Origin of the sequence: Georgenia ruanii (assembly GCF_009193175.1) — a bacterium.
Classification (GTDB): Bacteria; Actinomycetota; Actinomycetes; order Actinomycetales; family Actinomycetaceae; genus Georgenia; species Georgenia ruanii.
In genome coordinates this window covers 80553-105402 of the sequence record NZ_VUKE01000011.1, presented here as the reverse complement: position 1 = coordinate 105402, position 24850 = coordinate 80553, and the positions used below count along the sequence as shown (strand labels likewise).

23 protein-coding genes and 1 pseudogene are annotated in these 24850 nt (G+C 71.1%); 12 read left to right on the top strand and 12 right to left on the bottom strand.

Annotated elements, in window-relative coordinates:
* Positions 1 to 48: 48 nt before the first annotated feature.
* The gene (locus GD880_RS12140) at positions 49 to 879 is read left to right on the top strand and encodes a hypothetical protein (RefSeq protein ID WP_226909610.1); all 831 of its coding nucleotides are present in this window, start codon (positions 49 to 51) and stop codon (positions 877 to 879) included.
* Between the two features lie 11 nt (positions 880 to 890).
* On the opposite strand, the gene GD880_RS12135 is transcribed toward GD880_RS12140, so the two are convergent.
* On the bottom strand, positions 891 to 1619 hold the full coding sequence (locus tag GD880_RS12135) for a competence/damage-inducible protein A (protein ID WP_152231876.1): 729 nt from the start codon (positions 1617 to 1619) through the stop codon (positions 891 to 893).
* Between the two features lie 418 nt (positions 1620 to 2037).
* Positions 2038 to 2385: an iron chaperone gene (locus tag GD880_RS12125; protein WP_152231875.1), complete on the bottom strand. Its 348-nt coding sequence runs from the start codon at positions 2383 to 2385 to the stop codon at positions 2038 to 2040.
* A 163-nt stretch (positions 2386 to 2548) separates the two neighbouring features.
* Here GD880_RS12125 and GD880_RS12120 point away from each other — a divergent pair, with 163 nt between their 5' ends.
* Positions 2549 to 3553 (top strand): endonuclease/exonuclease/phosphatase family protein, encoded by a 1005-nt coding sequence (locus GD880_RS12120; RefSeq protein WP_152231874.1) that lies wholly within the window; start codon positions 2549 to 2551, stop codon positions 3551 to 3553.
* Between the two features lie 79 nt (positions 3554 to 3632).
* Here GD880_RS12120 and GD880_RS12115 read toward each other — a convergent pair whose 3' ends face one another.
* Positions 3633 to 4031: a YybH family protein gene (locus GD880_RS12115; protein WP_152231873.1), complete on the bottom strand. Its 399-nt coding sequence runs from the start codon at positions 4029 to 4031 to the stop codon at positions 3633 to 3635.
* Positions 4032 to 4199: 168 nt separating this feature from the next.
* Here GD880_RS12115 and GD880_RS12110 point away from each other — a divergent pair, with 168 nt between their 5' ends.
* Positions 4200 to 4742, top strand: coding sequence for a dihydrofolate reductase family protein (locus GD880_RS12110; protein WP_152231872.1), 543 nt, complete (start codon positions 4200 to 4202; stop codon positions 4740 to 4742).
* A 93-nt stretch (positions 4743 to 4835) separates the two neighbouring features.
* Positions 4836 to 4961 (top strand): hypothetical protein, encoded by a 126-nt coding sequence (locus GD880_RS21035; protein ID WP_264372282.1) that lies wholly within the window; start codon positions 4836 to 4838, stop codon positions 4959 to 4961.
* Positions 4962 to 5054: 93 nt separating this feature from the next.
* Here GD880_RS21035 and GD880_RS20740 read toward each other — a convergent pair.
* Positions 5055 to 5199, bottom strand: a pseudogene (locus tag GD880_RS20740) (Txe/YoeB family addiction module toxin); the annotation flags it as partial.
* Between GD880_RS20740 and GD880_RS12095 the strand changes: the two are divergent.
* Entirely contained in the window at positions 5195 to 5671 is a 477-nt protein-coding gene (locus tag GD880_RS12095) for a rhodanese-like domain-containing protein (protein ID WP_193314478.1), read from the top strand. The pseudogene GD880_RS20740 and the gene GD880_RS12095 overlap by 5 nt on opposite strands.
* A gap of 85 nt (positions 5672 to 5756) precedes the next feature.
* Here GD880_RS12095 and GD880_RS12090 read toward each other — a convergent pair whose 3' ends face one another.
* The 3 genes from GD880_RS12090 to GD880_RS12080 form a co-directional block, all read right to left on the bottom strand.
* Positions 5757 to 7295, bottom strand: coding sequence for an MFS transporter (locus GD880_RS12090; protein ID WP_226909608.1), 1539 nt, complete (start codon positions 7293 to 7295; stop codon positions 5757 to 5759).
* A 208-nt stretch (positions 7296 to 7503) separates the two neighbouring features.
* The gene (locus GD880_RS12085) at positions 7504 to 8175 is read right to left on the bottom strand and encodes a response regulator (RefSeq protein ID WP_152231869.1); all 672 of its coding nucleotides are present in this window, start codon (positions 8173 to 8175) and stop codon (positions 7504 to 7506) included.
* On the bottom strand, positions 8172 to 9935 hold the full coding sequence (locus GD880_RS12080; RefSeq protein WP_152231868.1) for a sensor histidine kinase: 1764 nt from the start codon (positions 9933 to 9935) through the stop codon (positions 8172 to 8174). Before GD880_RS12080 ends, GD880_RS12085 begins: the two co-directional genes overlap by 4 nt.
* 88 nt (positions 9936 to 10023) lie before the next feature.
* Between GD880_RS12080 and GD880_RS12075 the strand changes: the two genes are divergently transcribed.
* Positions 10024 to 10452, top strand: coding sequence for a hypothetical protein (locus GD880_RS12075; RefSeq protein WP_152231867.1), 429 nt, complete (start codon positions 10024 to 10026; stop codon positions 10450 to 10452).
* A gap of 81 nt (positions 10453 to 10533) precedes the next feature.
* Here the strand turns inward: GD880_RS12075 and GD880_RS12070 are convergent, their stop codons facing one another.
* The 3 genes from GD880_RS12070 to GD880_RS12060 form a co-directional block, all read right to left on the bottom strand.
* On the bottom strand, positions 10534 to 13974 hold the full coding sequence (locus GD880_RS12070; protein ID WP_193314477.1) for a BTAD domain-containing putative transcriptional regulator: 3441 nt from the start codon (positions 13972 to 13974) through the stop codon (positions 10534 to 10536).
* 90 nt (positions 13975 to 14064) lie between these two features.
* Positions 14065 to 15507, bottom strand: a complete 1443-nt coding sequence (locus GD880_RS12065; RefSeq protein WP_226909607.1) for an FAD-binding oxidoreductase — start codon at positions 15505 to 15507, stop codon at positions 14065 to 14067.
* Positions 15508 to 15622: 115 nt separating this feature from the next.
* On the bottom strand, positions 15623 to 16384 hold the full coding sequence (locus GD880_RS12060; protein ID WP_152231865.1) for a DUF554 domain-containing protein: 762 nt from the start codon (positions 16382 to 16384) through the stop codon (positions 15623 to 15625).
* Between the two features lie 171 nt (positions 16385 to 16555).
* On the opposite strand from GD880_RS12060, the gene GD880_RS12055 reads away from it, so the two are divergent.
* The 3 genes from GD880_RS12055 (at position 16556) to GD880_RS12045 (ending at position 20698) form a co-directional block, all read left to right on the top strand.
* Complete coding sequence (locus GD880_RS12055) at positions 16556 to 18460, top strand: DUF2075 domain-containing protein (protein WP_152231864.1); 1905 nt, start codon at positions 16556 to 16558, stop codon at positions 18458 to 18460.
* Between the two features lie 151 nt (positions 18461 to 18611).
* Entirely contained in the window at positions 18612 to 19775 is a 1164-nt protein-coding gene (locus tag GD880_RS12050) for an AAA family ATPase (RefSeq protein ID WP_152231863.1), read from the top strand.
* Between the two features lie 44 nt (positions 19776 to 19819).
* Complete coding sequence (locus tag GD880_RS12045; protein WP_152231862.1) at positions 19820 to 20698, top strand: hypothetical protein; 879 nt, start codon at positions 19820 to 19822, stop codon at positions 20696 to 20698.
* 110 nt (positions 20699 to 20808) lie between these two features.
* On the opposite strand, the gene GD880_RS12040 is transcribed toward GD880_RS12045, so the two are convergent.
* Entirely contained in the window at positions 20809 to 21717 is a 909-nt protein-coding gene (locus GD880_RS12040) for an aldo/keto reductase (protein ID WP_152231861.1), read from the bottom strand.
* Between GD880_RS12040 and GD880_RS12035 the strand changes: the two genes are divergently transcribed.
* Positions 21607 to 22212, top strand: a complete 606-nt coding sequence (locus GD880_RS12035; RefSeq protein WP_452176741.1) for a PH domain-containing protein — start codon at positions 21607 to 21609, stop codon at positions 22210 to 22212. The two genes, GD880_RS12040 and GD880_RS12035, sit on opposite strands and share 111 nt — an antisense overlap.
* 103 nt (positions 22213 to 22315) lie before the next feature.
* Here GD880_RS12035 and GD880_RS21030 read toward each other — a convergent pair whose 3' ends face one another.
* Positions 22316 to 22444 carry a hypothetical protein gene (locus GD880_RS21030; protein ID WP_264372281.1) on the bottom strand — a complete coding sequence of 43 codons (129 nt, stop codon included), beginning with the start codon at positions 22442 to 22444 and terminating at the stop codon, positions 22316 to 22318.
* 231 nt (positions 22445 to 22675) lie between these two features.
* Between GD880_RS21030 and GD880_RS12025 the strand changes: the two genes are divergently transcribed.
* The gene (locus GD880_RS12025) at positions 22676 to 23722 is read left to right on the top strand and encodes a substrate-binding domain-containing protein (RefSeq protein ID WP_152231860.1); all 1047 of its coding nucleotides are present in this window, start codon (positions 22676 to 22678) and stop codon (positions 23720 to 23722) included.
* A gap of 58 nt (positions 23723 to 23780) precedes the next feature.
* Complete coding sequence (locus GD880_RS12020) at positions 23781 to 24773, top strand: ABC transporter permease (RefSeq protein WP_152231859.1); 993 nt, start codon at positions 23781 to 23783, stop codon at positions 24771 to 24773.
* Positions 24774 to 24850 lie beyond the last annotated feature (77 nt).

The following is a 24850-nucleotide window of genomic DNA, read 5'->3' as shown; positions in this document are numbered from 1 at the left end:
CCCGCGCGGCCTCCGTCGAGGGCCGGGCCGCCACCTAGACTGCCGCTCGTGAACGTGTTCGAGTTCATCGGGAGCTACTGGTGGCTCGTGTTCCCCATCGGCGGGGCGCTGGGCGGCACCATCAACTCCATCGCGCGCAACGCGCGCACCTGGGACGAGCGGCGCCGGCAGGACAAGATCGAGCTCGCCCGGATCAAGTACGGCGCCCGCGCCGCCGCGGCCGAGCAGGCCAAGATCACGCAGAGCGAGATCGATCGCACGCTCGCCCGGCACCAGGCCGCCAACAAGCGGTGGCTGGACTACGAGCTCGACGTCGCCAAGCTCATCGACTACCCGCTCATGACCGACATGCGCGAGCCCCTCACGCTCGACTTCCACCGCGCCAGGCGCGACGCCGACGCCCTGCGGCCCGACGACCCTGACGAGCTGAAGGAGCCCACCCGGCTTACCGAGTACCGCGACGCCGTGCGCCGATACGAGACGGCTTTCGACCTGGCCGAGCAGGAGGCCCGCCGGCGTCGCGCGTCGGACTTCACAGTGGCCGAGCAGCAGGCGCTCATCCGGGCGAAACGGTTCATCGCCCTCGCGGATGACCCGGCGGCCACCTACGCCGAGCGGCAGTCGGCCTACCGGCGCGCGACCCGCGAGCTCGAGGGCCTCGTCGTGCTGCCGACCGCCACCACCGACGCCTTCGAGCAGCGCATCGCGGGGGCCATCGACGCTCCACCACGCCAGGAGGGCACCGGCCGGCGGGCGGCGGACACCGGCCCCGACGCCACGGGCCGGCCGGCGGCGGACACCGCCCCGGACGCCACGGGCCGGCCCGAGGCGGACACCGGCGATGACGGCGCAGCACACCCGAACCCCGGCCGCGGCTGACTGGCTGAGTCTCAGGCCACGGTCGCGCGCAGCTCCTCGAGCCGGGCCACCGCCTCGTCAAGGAGGGCCGGGTCGGTGCCGCGCACGACGATGTTCGTGCCCCGGATCTCGCCGTCGCGGAACGGGTAGGAGCCGATGCTCAGCTGTGGCATCTCCTCGGCGAGCCCGCGCAGCGGCGACGCGATCCGGCCCTCGCCCACCTCGAACCGCACCTCCCGGGACAGGCGCGGGGTGCCCGCCGCGAGCGTCGGCAGCACGATGGCCAGCATCGCCACGAAGATGCTCGGCACCCCGGCCATGACGTGGACGTTGCCGATGCTGAACCCCGGCGCCCCGGAGACGCCGTTGACGATGAGGGCGGCGCCGTCGGGGATGCGGGCCATGCGCAGCTGGTCGGCCGTGGCCACGACCCCGCGGGCGGCGAGCGCCTTCTCGATGAGCGCGCGGGCGTCGTCGCGCACGTCGATGCCCACGCCGAAGGCCGCGGCGACGGCGTCGGCGGTGATGTCGTCGTGGGTGGGCCCGATGCCGCCGGAGGTGAATACGTGGGTGTGGGCCTCGCGCAGCGCGTTGAGGGCTTCGACGATGACGTCGTGGTCGTCCGGCACGACCCGGATCTCGCGCAGGTCGATCCCGACCCGCGCCAGCTCGCCGGCCAGGTGGTACGCGTTGGCCTCGCGGGTGCGTCCGGAGAGGATCTCGTCGCCGATGACGAGGATCGCGGCGGTGGGGTTAGGCATGTCGGCAGCCTAACCACGTCGCGCGGGCGGTCGGGCCATCGGGTCACCGTGCCCATCTCCGCGCTCATCGGGCACGCCTTCGCTAGAGGGCGACGGCTGGTATGGCGACCTGTGGCCGCTCCCGAGGTCCGACGCCGTGGCCGCGGCCGTGGCCGCCACCGGCGCCACGCCGCACCATGCAGCGCCACAACTGGGGCTGGAGTGACGAAAACGGGCTCGCAGCGCTGTCACATGCGCATCATGGGCACCAGTTGTGGCATCTCACGTGCGATCGGGGGCGCCGCACCGCGTCCGTACCCGATATGTCGGGCGCAGCCGACATTCAACGGTCCTCGGCAGGCAGCACCTCCGGCCCGGCCTCCGCCCGCAGCCCGGCCTCCGCCCGCAGCCCGGCCACCACCCGCTGCCCGGTGACCGCCTACGTCCCGGTGATCTCCGCCAGCCGCGCCCGCAGGAGGCGTTCGATGACGCCATCGGGCAGCGGCTGCTCGGCGGAGAAGCGCACCGTGCCCTTGGAGAGCGAGTAGCCCGCCAGGTCTGCGCGCACGGTGTCGATCGCCGCGGAGGAGTACGGGTAGAGGGACAGGTGCTTCGCCGTGGCGACGACGCTGACGAGCGGCTTGCCCCCCACTTTCAGCGCGGGCATGCCGTAGCTCACGCCGTCCTCGGCGTCCGGGGCGAGCCGGAGGGCGATGGCGATGACGTGCTGGAGGGCCTCGCGAGACGGCGAGGGAACCGCGGCGATGGCCTGGTCGACGGTGGTCACGCGTTCATCTTCCTGGACGATCACCATTCCGGAACTGATTTCGCCGGGTGACGAAGGCTCACGACATGCGGTTCTCACGACCAATGACACCGGCCACCAGGGGTTCCTCGGGAGTTGGGTAAACGCTGGTTAACCGTTTACGAGCGCTCCCTACGTTGGGGGCATGACCACAACACTTCGCAGAGTCGCCCTCGCCAGCCTGCTCACCAGTGCGGCTGTCCTCGCCGCCGCCCCCGCGATGGCCACACCGCCCGCCCACGCCGGCAAGCCGACCGACGTCCGCGTCCTGGCCTGGAACATCTACCACGGCGGCCTCGACGACAACTGGGACGACGTCGAGAACCGCCAGGAGGTCATCGACCAGATCGTCGAGGTCAACCCGGACGTGTTCTTCTCCGTCGAGACCTACGGCGCCGGGGACGCCATCGTCGACGGGCTCGAGAAGGCCACCGGCAAGGACTGGGCCGGCGTGCAGATCACGCCGAGCTCGACCGGCAACGACAACCTCTGGCTCTTCACCCACTTCGACGTCGACGAGGTCTTCCCCGCCCCGACCGGCTACCAGGAGACCGGCTCGTTCCACCTCGGCGGCGCCCGGGTGATCGCCGACGACGGCCGGGCGATCAACGCGTTCACCATGTGGAGCAACTACACCAACCCCTGGGTCGGCGACCTCATCGAGACCAACGCCGAGGACGTCGCCGCCGGCCGGGAGCCGTCGGTCCCCGCCCAGGAGATCGTCGACGCCGACCAGCGCCAGACCCGGACCGTCGCCGAGTTCCTCGACTACGTCGACACGCACGCCGCGCCGGGCGAGCCGGTCCTCATGGGCGGTGACCTCAACACCATGCCCGGCGCCGACTGGACCTCGCAGTGGGCCGGCTGCGCGGATCACTTCGGCCTGTCCTACGACCTGGTCGCCACCGACCAGTTCACCGACGCCGGCTTCGTCGACACCTACCGCGCTGCCAACCCCAACGTCTGCCAGGAGCCCGGCATGACGTGGAGCCCGCGGCTGGACATGATCACCCCGGACCGCATCGACTTCATCTTCGCCCGCGGCCAGGTGGTCCAGGTCAAGGACTCGTACACCATCGCCGAGCAGCCCGGCGCCGAGCAGTTCTCCTCCGACCACTCGGCGGTCGTCTCGGACGTGCGCATCAAGTGACCCAGGGGCGCTGAACCGCGCGCCGGCGCCGGGGGCCGGACACCACCACGGGGTGGGTCCGGCCCCCGACGCGTCACGGTCACTCGGCCACGGTGTCCGCGTGCCGATGAGCCACCTTCCAGGTGCCGTCCTCGCGGCGGTACACCTGGGTGGCCCGCAGCGTGTAGCTGCGCGGCCGGCCGTCCATCGAGACGGAGGTGTGCTCGAGCCCGGCCGTGTAGGCCATGTCGCCGTCGACGTCGTAGTCCTGCAGCTCGAACGTGTATGAGGTGCAGTCCGAGAAGGACCGCTCCAGGACGGCGAAGAGCTCCTCCACTTCCTGGCGTCCGTGGGCGTTGCGCAGCGCGCCGAGGATGCTTACGGGCTCCTGCCGGGACCACAGCGCCCGCCGAGGGCCGGCGTCGCCGTTGTGCAGGGCGAGCTCCGCGTCGTAGAGCGCCGTCTTGACCCAGGTGAGGAAGTCCTCGCGCTCACTCATCCGCCCAGGATGCGCCCGGCGGCGCGGCCGGCAAAGACACCCATCGTGGGTACAGGGCTAGGGTGCCGCCGCCCGGGTTCGGGAGGACGACGGCGGCGGGAAATGTCCTTGACGGCACCGGAGCCTATGGGAGCCTGGGCGCTCAACCACCAACGAAGGGGCGGTTCCATGGGCACGATCACGGTGCACGAGTTCATCTCGCTCGACGGGGTGTACGAGGACCCGAGCTGGACGTTCGAGCATGGCTTCGACCCGAGGATGGGTGAGACGCTCGGGGCGATCACGGGCGCGGCGACGGCGATCCTCCTGGGCCGTCGGACCTACGAGATGTTCGCGCCCGCCTGGTCGACCCGCACCGCCGAGGAGGACCCCGGCGCCCCGTTCTTCAACGACACCCACAAGTACGTCGTCGCCTCGCGCGAGCCCAGTACGGACTGGGGGCCCTCGACGACGCTCCCGTACTCCCAGGACGCCATCCGCGGCCTGAAGGAGAGCACCGACGGCACGATCTACGTCTCCGGCAGCGGCACGCTGGTGCGCGCGCTCCTGCGTGACGGCCTCGTCGACGACCTGCACCTGTTCGTCTACCCGGTCGCGCGCGGCACGGGCGCACGGCTGTTCGACGACGGCGGCGCCCCCACCAGCCTGACGCTGAAGGCCCACGACGTCTACGACAACGGCGTGGTGCACCTGGACTACGGCCCCGCCTGACCCTGGTGCTTCTTGGCACAATGCCCGGCATGCTCATGCCCGCCGACGTCGAGCGCCCAGCAGTACCGGAACGCCGCGCGCCGGCTGGCGAGGATGCGCAAGCTCGCGTCCCGGTCGGCGCAAGCCGACGACGTCGACGAGCTCATCGCCACGCTGCGCGCGACGCATCGCCGGCGGCCGCGCCTGCAGCAGGAGTTTGACCGTGCGGGGCTGCCTTGAGCCGACGTCGCTCGCGACCGCTGACCGGGATCCTGCCCGGGGGTGACGTGCTGCCGGGTTGCCCTACCTCGGCCAGCGCCGGTCGGGCCCCCGTCAACGTCCGTAGTGATAGCGGCACGCGGCGATCCGGATCTCGTCGCCCGCCAACGACCTTGTACACGAGGCGGTGCTCATCGGTGATCCGCCGGGACCAGTACCCCTGGAAGCCGTGCTTGAGCGGTTCGGGGGTGCCCATGCCAGAACCCTTCGAGGCGGACCCCCGGGCCACTGTTGCCTCGCGCGGCCACCGGGAGAGGCGCGATGCTGTGCCGGTGGGCATCGACGACGTACTCGCCGTGGCACGTGCCGGCGTCAACCGGCTCGAGCCGCTGGAGGTGATGGCGGCGCTCGCCGCCGGCCGCGCGCTGCTGGTCGACACCCGCACCGAGTCCCAGCGACGCGAGCAGGGTGAGCTGCCGGGGGCGCTGGTGATCGACCGGACCGTGCTGGAGTGGCGCCTGGACCCGGCCTGCCCCTGGCGAATCCCCGAGGCCACCGACTACGACCTGCACGTCGTGGTGGCCTGCCGGCACGGGTTCAGCTCGAGCCTGGCGGCGGCGTCGTTGCGTGCCGTCGGTCTGCACCGCGCCACCGACATGATCGGCGGGGTGGAGGCGTGGCGGGCCGCCGGCCTGCCGATGGGCGAGGGCCCGGCCGACGTCCGCCGGTGACGACGGCCCGGCAACCCCCGAAGGACCTACGGCACCGCCGGGGACAGGGCCGAACCTGGTGCGTGCGCCGTCGTCGACGCCACCGTCAGGGGGCCTCCACCGCCATGGGGCCGTTGCCGGACACCTTCCGGTCGCGCACCGCGGCCACCAGCGAGACCAGCAGGCACACGCAGATCGCCCCGAACGCGGCGGCGAACCCGTGCTCCCACGCGGCCAGCCCGACTACGCCGAAGAAGATGGCGGTGATCATCGCGTTGCCGATCGCGGTGCCGATGCGCTCGGCCGTCGACTTCACCCCGCCGGCCGTGCCGCCGTAGGTGGTGGGCACGTCCTCGAGGGAGAGGGTCTGGTTCGCCGAACCCAGCGCGCCCTGGCCAAGCCCGACGAGCATGAGCGGCAGGGCGAGCCACCCGAAGCCGATCCCGGCCTGCTCGATGAGGACGGCGACCACCACGCTCAGCGCCGAGCCGGTGATCGCGCACACCAGCGCCCCGACGACGATGCTGCGCCCCTTGATCAACGCCCGGCGTCCCGCCCAGGCCGACGAGAAGGCGGAGACGACGGCGTTGGGCAGCCCCACCAGCCCGGTCTCCAGGGCGCTCGCCCCCAGGCCGTTCTGCAGGTACAGCGCGACGACGACGAAGATCGACGTCGACCCGAGGAAGTATGTCCCCGCCACGAGGGTGCCGTTGGAGAACGAGGTGAAGGAGAACAGCTCCAGGTCCACCATCGGCGCCCGGCCGCGCGCCTTGTAGTGCCGCTCCCACATCGCCCACAGGGCCACGAGGACCAGCCCGGCCGGCAGGAGCAACCAGATCGCCCCGCCGGTGCGGGACATGAACGGCAGCATCACGCACAGCACGGCGATGGCGAGGACGACGGCGCCGACCGGGTCGAGGTCGATCCGCTCGCGCACCAGCCCGGGCGTGCCGAGCCGGCCGGGCCCCCGGTTCCGGCGCGCCAGCCGCCGCGCCTCCCGCAGCGCCTTCTTGGCCGCCCGTCGCTGGCGCTCCTTGCCGAAGGGGAACCAGCGCAGCGCCAGGACGCAGCCGATCAGCCCGAGCGGGAAGTTGATGAGGAAGGAGGCGCGCCAGCCGATCTCCGGACCGAACGCCTGGATGATGAACCCGGCCAGCACCGGGCCGATTGCCACGGAGACGGCGACGACCATGCCGAACAGCGCGAAGGCCCGGGCGCGCTCCATGCCGCGCCAGTACTGCTGGATCATCCCCATCGTCTGTGGGTTGTACAGCCCCGCGCCGATGCCTTGGGCGAACCGGGCGACGTTGAGGAACTCCGGGGTCGGCGCCAGCCCGCAGGCCAGCGAGGCGACCGAGAACAGCAGCAGCCCGATGACGAAGAACGCGCCGCGGCCGAGCACGTCGCCGGCGCGGCCGGCGGGCACCAGGCTGATCCCGAAGGTCAGCGCGTAGCCGGAGAGCACCCACTGCAGGTCGGTGTCGGTGGCGCCCAGGCCGCGGGAGATCGACGGCAGGGCGACGTTGATGGACGAGACGGCGACGAGGGCCATCGCGATGGGGATGAGGAGGACGATCAGGATCCGGCCGCGGTGGAAAACACGGTCGGTGCCTTCTACACGGATCAGGTTCGGATCGTCGCTCACTACCGATATTTACGCCGAACCGGGGCAGGTGGTCCAGTTATTGACACGCCGGTCGGCGTGTATGAGACGAGAATCGCACCGCCACGCGTCAGAGGGGTGACCGGCGTCGCTAGCGAGGCGCGTACGAGGAGGCCCAGCAGCGCGGTCGAGTGGCCCGGCAGCGCGGTCGAGGTGGCCCGGCAGCGCCGTCGAGAAGGGGTCGCACCGATCAGGACGGAGCGTCCTCGCCCGGGCGCACGAGGCCCGACTCGTACGCCGCGACTACCGCCTGCACCCGGTCCCGCAGCCCGAGCTTGGCGAGGATGCGCGCCACGTGGGTCTTCACCGTCTGGACGCTGACGTACAGGGTCGCCGCGATCTCGGCGTTCGACAGCCCCTTCGCGACGAGGACGAGGACCTCCGCCTCCCGCTCGGTCAGCGTGTCGTGACCGGGCGGCGGGCCGGTGCGGCTGCGGGTGAACTCCTCGATGAGCCGGCGGGTGATGCTCGGCGCCAGCAGCTCCTCGCCGCGGGCCACCGCCCGGATCCCGCCGACCAGCTGAGTGGCGGGCAGGTCCTTGAGGAGGAACCCGCTCGCCCCGGCCAGCAGGGCGTCGTACACCAGCTGGGAGCGGTCGAAGGTCGTCAGCATCACCACGCGGCTCGACGGGCACTGCGCAGCGATCCGCCGCGTGGCGTCGATCCCGTCGACCCGCGGCATCGCGATGTCCATGAGGACGACGTCGGGCCGCTGCTCCCTGACGAGCGCGACGGCCTCGGCGCCGTCCTGTGCCTCGCCGACGACGGCGAGCCCGGGCTCGGACTCGATGATCATCCGCAGACCGGTGCGGACCAGCTCCTGGTCGTCCACCAGCAGGACGCCGACCTCGGGCTCGCTCATGCGACCACCGCCGCCTCTCTCGCGGGAAGGGGCAGCGACACTCGCAGGCGGAAGCCGCCGTCGGGGTCCGGCCCCGCCGCGACCACGCCGCCGCGCGCCCCGAACGCCTCGGCCAGGCCGGCGAGGCCGGTGCCCGTCCCGGTGACCACCGGGGCCGACGGCGCGACCGGGCCCTGGTCGGTGACCTCCACCTGGACCCGGTCGCGCCCGGCGGTCAGCTCGACCCGAGCGGGGGAGCCGGGGGCATGCCGAGCGACGTTGACCAGGCCCTCGCGCACCGCGCGGGCGAGCAGCGCCTCGGTCGCGGGGGAGAGTGCCGGCTCTCGAGGCGCGGTGACCAGGGAAACCTCGACGCCCAGCCGGCGGGCGTCGTCGACAACCGCCTGCAGCGAGAGGTCCGGCGGACCGTCGAGGCTGTCCAGCCCGCGGCGCAGCTCCGCCATCCCCGCCCGCGCCGCCTCGGCGATCGTGCTCAGCGCCTGAGCCGCGCGCCCGGCGTCGTCGCCCACCCGCTGCGCGGCGGAGGCATGCAGGCAGACCACCGTCATGGCGTGCGCCACGGAGTCGTGCAGGCTGCGCGCGATCGCCTGCCGGTACTCGGCCACCGCCAGGCGCGCCTCCGCTTGACCGCCGCGCTCGACCTGGCGCAGCAGGTGGTCGAGGACCTCCGCGCGCGCCGACCACGTGGCCGCGACCACGCCGGAACCGACCACGAGCCCGCAGATCACCGTCGCGGCGACGACGGCGCCGATCGTCGGGACGCCGACCATGAGGACCGTGCCCAGCACCAGGACCACAGCTCCGGCCAGGCGGCGCACCCCCGTGGCGTGGGCGCCGACGGCGAAGCCCAGCAGCAGGAGCCACACGATGGTTGTCACCATCACCGTCGGCGGGGTGAGCGCGACCTCCATGAGCACGGCCAGCGCCATGCCGGCCGCCGCCGTCGTCACCGGCCGCTGGCGGCGCACCACGAGCAGCGCCCCGAGCGCGAGGCAGCAGGTGGCGGTCGGCCACGCCGGGCCCAGGGAGGAGGCGACGGCGATGCCCTCCACGGCCATGGCGACACCCCACAGGCCCATGACCACATCGGTGCGGCCGATCGCACGGGTGTCGCGGCGGGGCGGCGGATCCTCGGCAGAGGGTACGAGGTCGGCGGGCGCGCGCAGCACGCCGACGGCGGCGCGCAGGTCGTCGAGGGCCTCCCGGGCGGTGGTCTCGATGGCCGCGAAGCCGGGGGGCGGTGAGCCGGCAGGCTGCGAGAGGCTGCCGGCCGCCTGCAGCGCGATCGCCCCCATGCGCTGGATGATGTCGTGCTGGACCAGGGTCTCGACGCGGTTCTGCTCCTCGAGCCGGGCCGCGCGGACCTCGGCGGTGCGCTGGGCCAGCCGTTGCTCGGACAGCTGCCGCAGCCGGCGCACCTGCGTGCGGCGGCCGGCGACGACGGCACCGGCCAGCGCCGGCCCGCCGACCGCCGCGGCGAAGAAGACGAGGTCGTCGAGCGGGGCGTAGTCCTGCGGGGCGGCGATCTGGTTGGCCGCGGCCAGACCCACCGCCGCGACGGCGCACCCGACCGCCCCCGGCACCGGTCGGCACCACAGCCCGGCCAGCGCGCCGGTGAGGGCGGCCGTCGGGACGAGCGCCGCGCCCTCGCCCAGGTGGGAGCCGACGAGGGCGGCCGCCACCACGACCGCCGCGCCGGCGCCCAGCACGACGAGCACGATCGCCTCGCGCCACCTTGTGCGCCTCGTCTGCGCCGTCACGGCAGGGAGCATAGGGCCGGGAGGAATCACCGGACGTCACTCTCGAGAGGGACGCGTCGGGACTTCCGGCGCGGCCAGTCTTCTCGCCATGAACACCACTCGAATCGCCCTGACCACCGCCCTGCTCGCCGCCGGCGCCTGGACCGCCAAGGCCGTCGCCATCGGCGTCGCCGGCGGGCTCGACAGAAGCCCGCTCGAGAACCCGCTCTTCTTCCTGGGCCTCGCTGCCTGGATGGCCGCCCTGGCCACCTGCGGCGCCGCCCTGGCCCGTGCCGCATCGACCCCTGTCAGGTTCGCGGCAGGCCTGGGGGCCGTCGTGGCCGGCTGGCTCGCCGTCGTCCTCATCGGCGCGCTGGTGGGCGACCGGGCCGCCGGACACTGGGCGTGGACCGAGCTCAACCTCTGGGTCGTCGGCGCGCTGACGCTCGGCCTCGCGGCCTGGCTGGGCCGTCGGACGGACCCGGCCGACCGCCGGAGTGAGCTGACCGACCGCCGGGGGGAGCGGGTGGTCCGCTGAGGAAGACTCGCCGACGGCGGCTGCCATGCCGCCGGCGGCGTCCTGGTGCGAGGTCCGCCCGGCCGACGAACGAGCCCCGCCTCAGAACCCGTGCCGCTCCCGGTGCCGCCGCAGCCGGGCGGCGGCCAGCGGAATCTCCCACGCCGCGCACAGCTCCTCCGCCCGGTCCGCGTGCGCCATCGCCTCCTCGAAGCGCCCGGCCGCGAACGCCGCCATGGCCAGGTACATGTCCACCGGGCCCGAGGCGTTGCCGCCCCCGGCGCAGCAGACCTGCCCGGCGTACGGCGCCAGCTTGGCGTGGGCCGCGGCGCCCAGCTCGGCGTCGCCGAGCCCGAGGGCCGCCTCGCCGGCCATGCCCCAGTCGAGCATCGAGAACCAGGTGTCGTGCTCGAGGGTCACCGGGTGCGCGGCGAGGTGCGCCCGCGCCCGCTCGCGATCCCCGGCCCGCAGGGCGTGCACGAGCACCGAGGCGGTCACCGGCAGGTACCCGCCCTCCAGCCCCAGCAGCAGCGGGGCGATCTCGGCGCTGCGGTCCTGCCAGATCCGCAGCGCGATGCGCGTGCCGGCGACGGCGGCCGACGTCAGCGGCAGGGAGACGGCGCGGTGCCGGGCCTCGATGTCCGCCATCCGCTGCTCGGCCTCGTCGAACCGCCCGCCCATCGCCAGCCAGGGCAGCTCGAGGTTGTCGAGCACGAGCAGGGGGAAGGGCAGCCGCAGCCGGGTCGCGTGCTCGCGCGCCGCCGCCACCGTCCGCCACATCTCGGCGACCAGGCCCAGCTCGCCCTGCACCGCCGCGAGCAGGCAGGACGCGAGGACGACGGCGCGGTCGTCGCCCAGGCGGGTGGCGAGCTGGGCGGCCGCGGTGGCCCAGCCCAGCCGCTCCTCGCGCGTGGCGGGGTGCCACAGGGCGACGAAGGCGATCGGGTAGGCGTCGAGGAGCAGCGCGTCGTCGCCGAGCCGGCGCGCCATCGCCAGGGCGCCCGCGACCAGGTCGCGCCGCTCGGGCACGTCCGCGGCGTAGTACAGCTCGGCGGCCAGGCTGAGCATCACCCGGCAGCGCGGCGCCCCGTCGCCGGGTGGCAAGGCGACGAGGACCCGCCGCAGCGTCGCGACCGCCAGCGCCGAGACCATCCCGGCCTCGGCCAGCTGCCACAGCGCCCCCGTGGTCGGCGCGCACGCCGCCCGGGCCAGCAGCTCGACGTCGCCGAGCTCCTCCGCCACGGCGGCCGCATCCCGGGAGGCGGCCGCCAGCCCGGCCCAGTCGCCGGCCCACCGGTGGGCCTCGGCCAGCGTCATGAGGACGGCGTAGCGGTCCCGCGCGGTGGCGCCCGGGTCGGCCGCGAGCGCCTCCCGGGCGGAACGCAGCAGCTCGGCGGCGTCGTCGTGGGCATGCAACCGGCGGGCGGCGGCGGCCGCGGCGACGGCGGCGCGCCACGCCCGGGCGGCATGGTTCGGTCCGGCGCGCAGCCAGTGGTGCGCCGTCTGCGTCTCGTGCCCCGGCGCCGGCTCGAGGTGGGCGGCGACCCGGGCGTGCACCCGCGCGCGGCGGGAGGCGGGCAGCGTCGCCCACAGCGTGTCGCGGACCAGGGCGTGCGCGAACGCGAAGGAGTCGACGCCCTCCTCGCGCACCAGCCCCGCGGCCAGGGCCGGCTCGAGCGCGTCGAGCAAGTCGTCCTCCGCCGTGCTGGCGGCCGCGGCCGCTGTCGCGAGGTCGAACCGGCGCCCGACGACGGCGGCCGCCCGCAGCGCGGTCATCGTCGTCTGGGGCAGCCGGTCCAGGCGGCGGCGCAGCACGTCGCGCACCGCCGCGGGCGGGTCCGGCTCGGCGAGCAGGGCGGCGAGGTCACCCCTTTCGCCGGCCAGCCGGGCGTACTCGACGAGGAAGAACGCGTTGCCGCCGGTGCGCTCGCACAGCGCCGCCGTCGCCGCCGGGTCGGGCGCGGTGCCGGCGACGGCGGTGACCACCGCGGCGGCCGCGTCCCGCTCCAGGCCGTCCAGGTGCAGGCGGACCGCGTGGCGGCGCGCGAGCGTCTCGGCCACCGCCGCCAGCGGCTCGCCCGTCGCCTCTTCGCGCCAGGTGGCGAGGACGAGCAGCCGGCCGGTCTCGACGGTCTCGCCCAGCAGGCGCAGCACCCGCAGGCTGGCCGGGTCGGCCCAGTGCAGGTCATCGAGGACCACGAGCACCGGGGCGTCGGCGGCGGCCGCCGTGAGCGCGGTGACGATGCGCTCCCAGGTGCGGAAGGCCGCGCCCTCGTCCTCCTCGCCCACGCCCAGCGGCAGGTCCTGGCCCAGGCCGCCGAGCACCGCCGCCCACGGGTACAGCGGTGGTGCGCCGTCGTCCTGGGAGCAGCGGCCGATAAGGACCCGGGCGCCGCGGGGGCGGGCGTGTCCGGCGAGCTCGGCGACCAGGCGCGACTTGCCGATGCCCGGCTCGCCGGTGACGACGGCGAAGGCGGGCGTCCCGGCGCCGGCCTGATCGAGCAGGTCGGTGAGTGCTGCGAGCTCACGGTCGCGGCCGGCCAGGGGCCAGGCGTGCGGGAGCGGGGCGGCGGCCGGTGCGGTCGCGACTGCCGCCGTCCGCGATCTGGCCTGCCCGGTGGCGTCCTGCGTGGTGACGGTTCCTGCGGCGGCCTCGCTCGTCGCCACGGGCTGCGCGGGTCCGGTGTCTTTCGTGGTGGCGTCGCTGTTGCCGCGGCTCTTGGTGGCGGGCGGCGTCCAAGCCAGAGCCGGGTCCTGGCGCAGGATCGCGGTCGTCAGGTGGCGGAGCTCGGGGCCGGGCTCCAGGCCGAGCTCGTCGGCGAGCAGGTCGCGCACCTGGCGGAGCGCGGCGAGGGCGTCGGCCTGGCGGCCGGCGCGGGTCAGGGCCACGGCGCGCAGCGCCCAGAGCCGCTCGCGCAGCGGGTGCGCGGCGGTGAGCGCCTCGAGCTCGGCGGCCGCGGCGCCGTGCTGGCCCTGGGCGAGGCGGGCGACGGCGAGGTCCTCGACGGCGAGCAGCCGCAGCTCCTCCAGCCGGGCCCGCTCGGCCAGCACGGCCGGGGCGTCGTCGAGCTCGGCGAACGGCGTGCCGCGCCACAGCGTCAGCGCGTCCTCGAGGCGGCCCGCGGCGTCGTCGAGAACGGCGCCGGTCAGGCGCGCGGCGGGAGCACCATCGGGGATGGGGGAGGCACCGGCGAGCGCGCGGTGCGCCTCGGCCGCCGCCTCCTCGAAGGCGACGACGTCCAGGTCGGCGGGGTCCAGCTCCAGGGCGTAGCCGGGCCCGCGGGTGACCAGCACGGTGGCCGGCGCCCGGGCGGGCCGGTCCGGCTCGAGGCCGCGGCGCAGCCCGGCGACGTAGGCCTGCAGGGTGCCGGCCACCCCGGGCGGCGGGGTGTCGCGCCACAGCAGGTCGACGAGGGTGTCGACGGGCACCGGGCGGCCGCGGTGCAGCGCGAGCGCGGCGACCAGGGCGCGCTGCTTGCGGGTGCCGAGGTCGACCGGGGAGTCGCGGTGCGCCTCCACCGGGCCGAGCACGGCGATCCTCACGCGCCGGAGCATAGGGCCGCGCGGGGAGGGACGGCGGCGCTTTCGCGTCCCGTCCCGCCCCGCGCGGGTGGCCTGTCTTGAAGTGATGCGTCAGGAGGTGGCCGGCTCCCGGCCGACCGCGTGGTTAGCCACGAACATCCCGCCCGGGTCCACCGAGGCGCGGATCGCCGACAGCTTCGCCCAGGTGTCGGCGTCGAACCCGGTGCGCGGGTCGACGACGTTCTCGGCGTAGTTGAGGTACTGGCGGCCGTTGGCCCAGGGGGACAGTGCGCCGATCAGCGCGCGGGCGTCGTCCGCGCCGGCGGCAGCCATCTCCGGGGTCGGGGCGATCGCCACGCCGTAGGCGGTGAAGGCCGCGTCGAGCCGGTCGAGCGCGCCGCCGCCCTCGTGCCGGCGGCCCAGCGCCCCGCCGAGCTGGCGCAGCTCGGCCATGAGCAGCGTGGACGTCGAGCCGGGGCCCATCTGCGCCAGCAGGCCGTCGATCGCGCCGTCCGGTGCCGAGCCGAGCAGGGCGGCGTCCGAGACCGATGGGGTGGGGCCCTCGGGGTCCATGTGGATGCGGGTGACGGCCGGGGCGGGGATGCGGGCGAAGGTGTCGATCTCCGGGCGCAGGGCCCGCAGCTCGGCGAGGAGCTCGGTGGCCCGCTCGTCGGAGGCGAGGACGGCGCCGTCGACGACGGCGAGATGCCGGCCGCGCACGGGCTCGGGCAGCTCGGGCAGCGGCGGGAGCTTCAGGAGCCGGAAGGCGGTGGTGATCTCGTCGGGGGCGGTGGGCGCCCAGGCGGCCCAGGTGCGCAGCACCTTCTCGGCGTCGGCGACGTCCCACATCAGCATGCCCGCGTAGGCGGAGTCGATGGGGTAGAGGCGGAACTCCAGGGCGGTGACGGCGCCGAGGCCGCCGCCCCCGCCGCGCAGCGCCCAGAACAGCTCGGCGTTCTCGTGCCGGTCGGCGCGGACCAGCTCGCCGTCGGCGGTGATCAGCTCGACGGCGGTGAGGCTGTTTGCGGCCAGGCCCAGCTGCCGGGCGTACCAGCCGATGCCGCCGCCCAGGGAGTACCCGGCGAGGCCGACGTCGGGGGAGGAGCCGTGCAGGGCGGCCAGGCCGTGGGCGGCGGCGGCCTCGACGGCCGGCTGCCAGATGACGCCGGCGCCGACGCGGGCGCGGCGGGTGGCGGGGTCGATGGTGACCTCGTCCAGGGCGCCGGTGCGCAGGAGGACGACGTCGCTGAGGTCCTGGGCGGCCAGGGGGCCGGCGTTGTGGCCGGTGCCCTGCGGGGCCACGCGCAGCCCGGCGGCCGCGGCGCGGCGCACCACGGCGGCGACCTCGGCGGCGGTCGTGGGCGCGGCGACGGCGGCGGGGCGCTGGTCGTGGCCGATGCTCCAGGGCTGGCGGGCGGTGTCGTAGCCGGGGTCGCCGGGCAGGTGGACGGCGCCCGCGCCGGGGGCGCGCAGGTCGGTGGCGGTGGTGGTGCCGGTGGGCATGTCGGAGGACATGAGCTCGCTCTCGGTCTGGTGGTGATCGGGTGGGATCACCGTGGCCGAGGACGCTTGGGCGCCACTTGGGGTTCGCTTGGGAGGGGTTCGGTCGCCACTGAACGGTGGCGGCGGCCGGGCGCGTTGGGCGACGCCCCGACGGCGTGGCCGGGCGTCAGCGGAACAGCACGACGACCTGCGTGAGTAGTGGGGCGACGGCGAGCGCCGGGAGCATGTCTGCCACCGGGACGTCGCGGATGCGCAGCAGACGCAGGCCGATGCCCACGAGCATGAGCCCGCCGGTGGCCGTCAGCGCCGCGACGTGCGCCTCGGGGACGACCGAGCCGAGCAGCATCCCGACGACGGTCAGGGCACCCTGGTACACGCCAACGGATACCGCAGAGAGCAGCACCCCGACGCCGAAGGTGGAGGCGAAGGCGAGCGCGGCGAAGCCGTCGAGGACGGCCTTGAGGACGAGCTGGTCGATGCCGAGGCCGAGGCCGTCGGAGATGCTGCCGAGCACCGCCAGCGGGCCGACGCAGAAGAGCAAGGTGGCGGTCAGCCAGCCGTCGATGAATCGCTGCCGCGCGCCGGAGGCCTCGAGCCGGACAGCGCCAGGTCGGGTGGTCCAGGCATGGACCCGGCCGGCGAGGCCCTCGAGTCGGTCGGCGATCCGCAGGCCAGAGCCCACGATGCTCCCGATCAGGAGCGCTCCGAGAACGATGAGGGCGGCGCCGGAGCCGACGGCAGCGGAGAGCGCGGGGTCCGCCACGCTCATGGCCGACTGCGCCGCTACGAGGAGCGTGACCAGTCCGAGACAGTCGGTTACGACGTCGCGCACGCGCTCCGGGAGGCGCTGGCCGACGGCCATCCCGAGGAGAGCGCCGACAACGATTGCGCCGACGTTGATGAGAGTGCCGAGGCCCGGGTAGTCCACGGAGGGTCACCGTATCTCCATGCTCGCGGCCGTCCGTCGCCGCGTCCGCTTATCAGATGCGCGACGGGTCAGCCGCAAAAGCCGATAGCCTGGTCCGAAAGCGGTTCGACGGACTTCTGCACGCAGATATGTCCCCTCCGCACGTTGATTCGTGCTGCTCAGGGGACATTCGTGGGAAACGTTCGCCTTGCCGCTCGTGCACTGAGTGACGGTGCTCGCAGCGACTTCTCCGTCATCGAGGACACGCTGGAGAATTACCTGGTGGTCGAGGGAGCGGGGCGCCCAGGTCCAGGGGAGCGTCGATCCTGGCGCGGTAGTCTCCCCGTCCTTGCTCGGGACCTCGACGATGCGGGGCTCACGGACGTTGAGGTGATCCTCGAGTACCGGCTTCCCTTGTCGAGCAAGCGCGCTGATGCCATTCTCGCCGGCGTTCATCCCAAGACCGGCCGTCCCAGCTACGTCGTGGTGGAGCTCAAGCAGTGGAGCGCCGCCACACGTTGGGAGGACAGTGACACCCTCGTGGACGTGGTGGCGGCGCCCTACCGGCCCTCGCTCCACCCGGGACTTCAGGTCGCGGGGTATGGCGGCTACCTATTCGACTTTGTTCGCGCCCTCGCTGAGGAGCCCGACCCGCTCGCCGGTGTGGCTTACCTGCATAACGCCACGGACGGCACGGTCGCTGATCTGTGGGAGCGCCCTCAGACGCCCATGAGCCGTGTGTTCACCGGACAGCGACGCGGAGACTTCATCGAGTTCCTCAGGTCGCGGCTGGCGCCTGAGCCCGGACGGAATGCGGCCGACGTCCTGCTCTCGTCGTCCATCGCTCCGTCGAAGCAACTGCTCAGTGTTGCTGCGAAGGAGATTCAGGAGCGCGAGCAGTTCGTGCTGCTGGATGAGCAACGTGTGGCGTACGAGCTCGTCCTGCGCGCCGTGGAGAGGGCACGGCGTGCCGATCAGAAGAACGTCGTTGTGGTGACGGGTTCACCCGGTAGTGGGAAGAGCGTCATCGCTCTCTCGCTTCTCGGTGAACTCGCCCGGCAGGGCCGGACCGTTCTGCACGCGACAGGATCGAAGTCGTTCACGCAGACGATGCGGCAGGTGGCGGGCAAGGGGTCGACTCGCACGAAGAGCCTGTTCAAGTACTTCAACTCGTTTATGGAGGCGGAGCCTAACGACCTCGACGTCGTCGTTCTCGACGAAGCCCACAGGATTCGTGAGAAGTCAGTGAATCGGTACACGCCCAAGCAGCTGCGCGACCGTGCGCGCCCCCAGGTTGAGGAGTTGCTCGATGTCGCGCGGGTGCCCGTCTTCCTGCTTGACGAGCACCAGGTGGTGCGACCAGGGGAGATGGGTACGGCCACGGACATCAAGGCGCACGCCGCCGCGCGTGGCATCCCGGTGACTCAGGTCGATCTGAACGGACAGTTCCGATCAGGCGGGAGCGATAAGTACCTCGAGTGGGTACATGTGCTTCTGGGGCTGCGCAGCGAGCTCGATACCCAGGCCGACGGGTCGCCGCCTGTCTGGCGTGATGAGCCCACGTTTTCCGTTGATGTCGCCAACTCAGTCGAGGAACTCGAGGGCCGGCTGCGGGCACGCTTCGACGCGGGCGAGAACGCCCGCATGACTGCTGGCTATTGCTGGCCGTGGAGCAACCCCAACAAGGATGGTTCGCTCGTCCCTGACGTCAGAATCGGTGCGTGGTCAAAGCCGTGGAACCTCAAGAGCGACCGCGCGATCGCTGGTGCACCGCCGTCCTGGCTGTGGGCGTACGATCCCGCAGGTTTCGAGCAGGTCGGGTGCGTTTACACCGCACAGGGCTTCGAATACTCGTGGAACGGCGTCATCATTGGGCCGGATCTCGTGTGGCGAGAGGACCGATGGGTCTCTCGACGCGAGTTCAACAAGGACCCCGACTTCAAGTCGCGTAAGACAGTCGATGACGCCACATTCGATCGTCTGGTAAGGCACGTGTACAAGGTCCTACTGACGCGTGGCCTTCGAGGCACGCTCCTGTACTCGGCCGATTCTGAGACGCGCGATTACCTTCGGTCTCTTGTGAACCCGACAATCTAGCGTACGAATCGTACTCAGTCTGTCGAGAGGTCGCTCAACACACACGGCAGATCGCGCGTGTCGGCTTCAGCCCGTGCCTCCAGCTCTGATAACTTTTGGAAGTCTCATTCTAGGCTTCGTCTTTGGTCCCTCCCTGTTAGGTAGTGTTGACATGACCCGCATTCTCGAATTCAGAATTGATGGCTTGGCGGGTCGTAAAGATCCGGTTTCGATCCATCTGAATCCTGACGTGAACGTGTTCTGGGGAATGAACGGGTCGGGAAAGACCTCGTTGCTTCGCATACTCCATAGCGCACTGACAGGGGACGCGGCACCCCTTGTCAGGGTCCCATTCGAGAAGGCTACTGTTGTATTCCATTCCGAATTAAGAGGTCGCGTCGTACGTAGTGTAACGAAATCAAAGCGAAAGTTGCGTGAGTTGGATAGGCTTGAGGATGCGCTCTCCGGCCGCGACGATCCAGAACTGTATGCTAACGCGCAATTTGAGTTACTTGAATCAGCGAACAGTCTGCAATGGGCGACGGAGCCGGAAGAGCTGGACGGTAGAGGGTTTTCGCACGGGTATCTCCCGATTTCTCGAATAACCGAACGAGGAAGTGGTTTCGGCGACAGGCGCCCACCTCGTCGGGAACTACTTGATGAGGCGGCATACGATCAAGCATTCGCGGACGCTATCGATTCGCTATGGCAGAGGCATGTTGCGCGATCGTCGATGGTCATTAGAGAGGTACAACAACGCGGTCTCGCCGACGTCCTCGATGTTGTGCTGAACCCGGACGAGCGGGATGATCAAACTCCTCTCGTGGACCCGCGTGCCGGTTTCACGCTGGTGACAAACTTCTTGCAGAACCATCGACTTAGAACGTCCTTCAACAGGAAGGATTTTCTTCAGCGATATGGGGAAGATGGCCAATTGCGCGCCATTGTGGGCAGGATTTCGGAGGTGCAGCGCGGGATCGAGATCGCAAATCTTCCTCAGCGTAGGTTGCAAGACATTCTGTCCGCAATGATGTCTGGTAACAAAGCAATCGACATCAGTGGGCGACGCCTAACCATCCGCGCCGGCGACGTAGAGATTCCGGTCACCGGGCTCTCGTCTGGCGAGAAGCAACTCCTGCTGCTACTACTGGAGACGGCCAATGCGCGGCAGAATTCCGTAATAGTCGACGAGCCGGAGTTGTCACTCCATGTCGACTGGCAGCAGGACCTCATCGAAAATATGCGTGTGTTGAATTCAGAGGCGCAAGTGATTATAGCGACTCATAGTCCAGAAGTTATGGCAAATGTGCCGGACAGGGAAATCTTCGAGCTATGAGGCGTCTGATGCGGTCGAAGGCATCGCTCGCGCGTAGGATCGGCATGTCGCGGAAGCGTGCATTCCTGATTGTGGAAGGCCGTGAAATCGATCCGTCCTTTTTCGGCGCTCTCGCGGGTGCTGACCCTCGGTTGGGTGATGGAACGTACGAAGTCTATGTCATCGATCAAATTTCAGGGTTGAGGCATACAAGGGGCAAGGCCGGTGTCATAGAGTTTCACGACTATCTCCGTCGCCGTCAAATGTTGTCCCAAGAGAATCGTGTTACAAAAGTTTCGGTCCTCTGTTGTGTCGACCGAGATTTTGATCATGTCTTAGGTCGGGTGCGTCGCCGGTCTCCTCATCTCGTGTATACGAAAAATTACAACGTCGAGGCCGAAGTGTTCATGGTGGCCGACAGTGTGCGCGCAATGTCGGGAGCGCTCTCGCTGACTAGAATTGAGGCCGAGGCGCTCGTCACTGCGCTTGGTGACTGGCAGGAGCAACTTGGAGAGCTTTGGTCTGACTGGATCGAGCTATGCATCCTGGACGCAGGGCTCCAGGCTGGTACGGGTGCCGCGCCCTCCCGAAAGTCGGCAGTCAATGCAGGCACGTATGGTCGTGTAGACGCCGCTGGCATAGCTTCTGCTTTGCAAACCATACGTGTGAGGTCTCGCGTGCAAAATGCTATTGACAGAGAGAGGTATTTGCGCGCAAGGTTTCGTAACGTTACCCGTTCCGATGGCTTCGCATCCGTGGTAAACGGAAAGCACTTTCCGTCGTATTTCGAGCACCGTGTCAAGGGCTACTATACGGATGATCCTATAGCGTTGACTGGGCTTAGTTCTCGTCTTCTGTCATGTTTTTTAATGGCGGTGGACTTCACGGCGCCGTGGTCTTCGCACTACGGTCGACAGTTCTCGCGAGCGTTGGCAGCCCGGTAACCGTGGGTTGGGGCTGGCTATCCATCGTGCTGGTCAAAAGTTCCGGAGCGAATCGGCGAAGCAGTGGCCGGGTATGAGGGAACGGAGCACGGTTTAGTTTGGCGACCGTCTCAGGGCAGCGGCGCGCCCCGGGCAGCGATCCAGAGGTCGTACCACTCCTCGTGCGTCAGCCGCGGCTGTCCGGTGACGGCGTCGCGGCACGCGCGGATGCGGTCGGGGTTCTTGGAGCCGATCACGGGCGCGATGCCGGCGGGGTGCCGCTGCAGCCACCACAGGACCACGGTCTCCGGGGTGGTGCCCTTCGCGGCGGCGAGGGAGGCGACGAGCTGCGCGGCGTTGTCGTCGGCCGCGGTCTCGGGCCGGCCGGTATAGCGGCCCTGGGCGAGCGGGCCCCACGCCTGCAGGGCGATGCCGTGCTCACGGCAGTACTCCAGTGTGCCGAGCGGGAAGCCGTTGCTCGTGGCCTCCGCGGTGTTGACCAGGACCCCGGCCTCGAGCCAGTCGCGCCGGTGCAGGCTCATCTCGAGCTGGTTGGCCACCAGTGGAAGGTCGAGGTGGGCGTGGAGGTGGCCGATCTGCTGGCCGCTCATGTTGGAGACACCGAACTGCCGGACGAGTCCCTCCTCGTGAAGGAGCGTCAGCGCTCCGGCGATCTCGGCCGGATCGGCGAGGGGGTCGGGGCGGTGCAGGAGCAGCACGTCCAGGTAGTCGATGCGCAGGCGCCGCAGGCTCTCGCGCACGCGCTCCAAGATCGTGTCGCGGCGGACGTCGTACAGGCCTGGACGGTCACCGCCGGGCAGGCGGATGCCGCACTTGGTCTGGATGACGATCCGCTCGCGCAGTCCGGGCCAGCGCGCGACGACCTCTCCGAAAACCGCCTCTGCCTTGCCGCGTCCGTAGATGTCGGCGTGGTCGAACCAGGTGAAGCCCGAGTCCAGCGCCGCCTCGAGGGCCGCCGCGGCGCGTTCGATCTCCGCCGTGCCGTACTCCGTGGTGTCCCAGGTGCCGCCCAGCCCCATGCAGCCGTACAGGGCCGTGGGGTTGGGGTTCGGAAGCTCGACCATGGCTGGCATGTTCTCGCGGCCGGAGGCGAGCCGCGAGCGATACGGTTATGCCCTCACCAAAATGGAGGAGCACCCGTTATCGACTTCCAGAACGCGTCCTACATCAAGCTCGGTGCGTGGGACGTTGCCACGGCGCGGGAAGAGCTCGCGCCGATCCTCATCGAGAACGAGGTCGTCCACCTCGCCTTCAAGGGGATCCGCGATTCGGTGACCTTCACCAACAAGCGCCTCATCGCGCTGAACGTCCAAGGCATGACCGGCAAGAAGAAGGACTACACCTCCCTGCCGTACAGCCGGATCCAGGCATTCTCCGTGGAGACCGCCGGCGTCTTCGACCTCGACTCCGAGATGGAGCTGTGGTTCAGCGGGTTGGGCCGGGTCAAGCTCGAGTTCGCCCGTGGGGTGGACATCCGCGGCCTCAACCGGCTCATCGGCGACCACGTTCTCTGAGGCCACCGCTGCGGTGCCGCCGCGCTGCGCACGACGCGGCGCCGACGTCCTCCCGCAGCGACGGCGGCGCAGGGAACGCATCGCGAACGAGGACCGATGAGCCTCAGTGTGCGGTCTGCCCGCCGTCGACCGTGAACACCCCGCCGGTGGCGAAGCTGGCCCGGTCGGAGGCGAGGAAGATCCCGGAGATCTTCTCCGGCTGCGCCGGGCTATGCACCTGAATCGCGGACATCAACGCGCGGTGGAGGTTCTCGTCCCAGAGCACTTCTCCCGGGTGTTCAAGGAGCACTTCGGTCACACGCCGTCGGAGGCCCGCGGCGGGGGCTGGCCGACCGCTGGCGTCAGCGCGCCGGGCTCACCCAGTCGTCCACGGCAACACTTGTTGACCAATTCCCCGGCCAGGCCTACCTTGACGGCCAGGTCCTGGGCAACGGCGCCCGGGAGACCACGGTCGGGGGCCGCCATGTCGCACGCTCGTCGGTTCAACGCAGGACGCCTTGTTCGGGCCGGCGGCGGTGCGGTCCTCGCCGGCACACTCTTCCTTGCCGCGTGCTCCGGGTCGTCGACCCCGTCCTCCTCCCCGAGCGGGGGTAGCGCGAGCGGCGGTGGCGGCGGCGCCGTCGTCGGGCTGGTCACCAAGACCAACACGAACCCCTACTTCGTGAAGATGAAGGAGTTCGCGCAGAAGGAGGCCGACGCCGCGGGCCTGAAGCTCGTGGCGCTGGCGGGGCAGTTCGACGGGGACAACGAGGGCCAGGTCTCCGCCATCGAGAACCTCGTGTCCCAGGGCGCCAAGGGCATCCTCATCACGCCGAACAACTCCTCCGGGATCCTCGCGGCCATCAAGCAGGCACGCGACCAGGGCGTCGTCGTCATTGCCCTCGACACCGCCACCGACCCCGCCGACGCCGTCGACGCGACGTTCGCGACCGACAACCGGATGGCCGGGGAGCTCCAGGGCAAGTGGGTCAAGGCGACGCTGGGGGACAAGGCGCCCAAGCTGGCGATGCTCGACGGGACGCCAGGCGGCACCGTGGACACCTTCCGCCACGAGGGCTTCCTCACCGGGATGGGCCTGCAGGAGAACTCACCGGAGATCGTCGGCAAGGAGAACACCAACGGCGACCAGAACAAGGCGCAGGCGGCGATGGAGAACCTCATCGCCCGCAGCCGCGACATCAACTCCCTGTACACGATCAACGAGCCCGCGGCGCGCGGCGGCTACCAGGCGCTCAAGGACGCCGGGCTGGCCGACCAGGTGACCATCGGCTCGATCGACGGCAGCTGCGCGGGCGTGCAGGCCATCAAGGACGGGCAGATCGGTGCCACGGTGATGCAGTTCCCCGGCCTCATGGCCACCAACGGCGTCAAGGCCGTCGCGGCGTACGCCAAGGACGGGACGAAGCCGTCGGGGTTCAACGACACCGGCGCACAGCTCATCACCGACAAGCCCGTCTCCGGGCTCGACTCCAAGGACAGCGCCTGGGGCCTCGAGAACTGCTGGGGCTGACGACGAGACCGTGCCACCCGACACGACGCCTTGACCGTCGCGGCTGAGCGGAGACCACATGAGCGATCCGGCCCTGACCCCGTCCGGGACGGCGCGCGGGCGCGTCAACCTGGCGATGGTGCTGCGGAACCCGCTGATCGGGCCGCTCGCCGCGCTCGTCGTGGCCGTGGCGGTCTTCAGCCTCGCGACCGACACGTTCCTGACCGCCAACAACCTGTCCCTGATCCTCCAGCAGTCCGTCGTCATCGGCATGCTCGCCGTCGGGCAGACGCTGATCATCCTGACGGCGGGCATCGACCTGTCGATCGGCGCGCTGGCGGTGCTGGGCACCATCCTCATGGCCAAGGTCTCGCTGGACCAGGGGCCGGTGGGCGGCCTGGTGGCCGCCGTCGTCGTGCTCGGTGTGCTGGGGCTGGTCAACGGCACGGTGGTCGCCGCGCTGCGGCTGCCGCCGTTCATCGTGACGCTGGGCATGCTCACCGTCGTCTACGCCGCGACCCAGCTGTATGCGGGCTCGACGACGTACGCGGTCCCGGACGGACTGCTGACGGCCCTGGGCAACCGGATCTCGATCGGGAACGCGTCGACGACGTGGGGCGTGGTGGTGATGCTCGGGCTCTACGTCGGTGCCTGGTACGTCCTCACGCAGACGTCCGCCGGGAAGCACCTCTACGCCGTCGGCGGGAACCCGGAGGCGGCGCGTCTGTCCGGAATCCGCGACACCCGGGTCCTGGTGTCCGTCTACTTCTCGGCGGCCCTCATCGCCGCCCTGGGCGCGTGGGCGGCCCTGGGCCGGATCCCGAACGCGGACCCGAACGCCTACCAGAACGCCAACCTCGAGACGATCACCGCCGTCGTCATCGGTGGCACGAGCCTCTTCGGCGGCCGCGGCGGGGTGGTCGGCACCCTCGTAGGCACGCTCATCGTGGCGGTGCTGCGCAACGGACTGACGCAAGCCGGCATCGACAACCTCTACCAGAACATCGCCACCGGGATCCTCGTGGTCGCCGCTGTGGCCCTCGACCAGGTGGCGCGCAGGAGGACACAGTGAGCCAGGCGACCGGCCCCGGCGCAGGCACCGAGTCCGCCCCGGACGCCGGGCCCGCCCAGGCCACCGGGCCCGCCCCG

What these genes read in the sequence shown, in the direction of transcription:
- GD880_RS12075 (WP_152231867.1), top strand. Translation starts at nt 10,024, where the DNA reads ATGAACACCACTCGAATCGCCCTGACCACCGCCCTGCTCGCCGCCGGC.
- GD880_RS12115 (WP_152231873.1), bottom strand. Translation starts at nt 4,031, where the DNA reads ATGAGTGAGCGCGAGGACTTCCTCACCTGGGTCAAGACGGCGCTCTAC.
- GD880_RS21030 (WP_264372281.1), bottom strand. Translation starts at nt 22,444, where the DNA reads ATGTCCGCGATTCAGGTGCATAGCCCGGCGCAGCCGGAGAAGATCTCC.
- GD880_RS12040 (WP_152231861.1), bottom strand. Translation starts at nt 21,717, where the DNA reads ATGGGGCTGGGCGGCACCTGGGACACCACGGAGTACGGCACGGCGGAG.
- GD880_RS12110 (WP_152231872.1), top strand. Translation starts at nt 4,200, where the DNA reads ATGGGCACGATCACGGTGCACGAGTTCATCTCGCTCGACGGGGTGTAC.
- GD880_RS12135 (WP_152231876.1), bottom strand. Translation starts at nt 1,619, where the DNA reads ATGCCTAACCCCACCGCCGCGATCCTCGTCATCGGCGACGAGATCCTC.
- GD880_RS12095 (WP_193314478.1), top strand. Translation starts at nt 5,195, where the DNA reads ATGCCAGAACCCTTCGAGGCGGACCCCCGGGCCACTGTTGCCTCGCGC.
- GD880_RS12020 (WP_152231859.1), top strand. Translation starts at nt 23,781, where the DNA reads ATGAGCGATCCGGCCCTGACCCCGTCCGGGACGGCGCGCGGGCGCGTC.
- GD880_RS21035 (WP_264372282.1), top strand. Translation starts at nt 4,836, where the DNA reads ATGCGCAAGCTCGCGTCCCGGTCGGCGCAAGCCGACGACGTCGACGAG.
- GD880_RS12045 (WP_152231862.1), top strand. Translation starts at nt 19,820, where the DNA reads ATGTCGCGGAAGCGTGCATTCCTGATTGTGGAAGGCCGTGAAATCGAT.
- GD880_RS12025 (WP_152231860.1), top strand. Translation starts at nt 22,676, where the DNA reads ATGTCGCACGCTCGTCGGTTCAACGCAGGACGCCTTGTTCGGGCCGGC.
- GD880_RS12120 (WP_152231874.1), top strand. Translation starts at nt 2,549, where the DNA reads ATGACCACAACACTTCGCAGAGTCGCCCTCGCCAGCCTGCTCACCAGT.
- GD880_RS12085 (WP_152231869.1), bottom strand. Translation starts at nt 8,175, where the DNA reads ATGAGCGAGCCCGAGGTCGGCGTCCTGCTGGTGGACGACCAGGAGCTG.
- GD880_RS12050 (WP_152231863.1), top strand. Translation starts at nt 18,612, where the DNA reads ATGACCCGCATTCTCGAATTCAGAATTGATGGCTTGGCGGGTCGTAAA.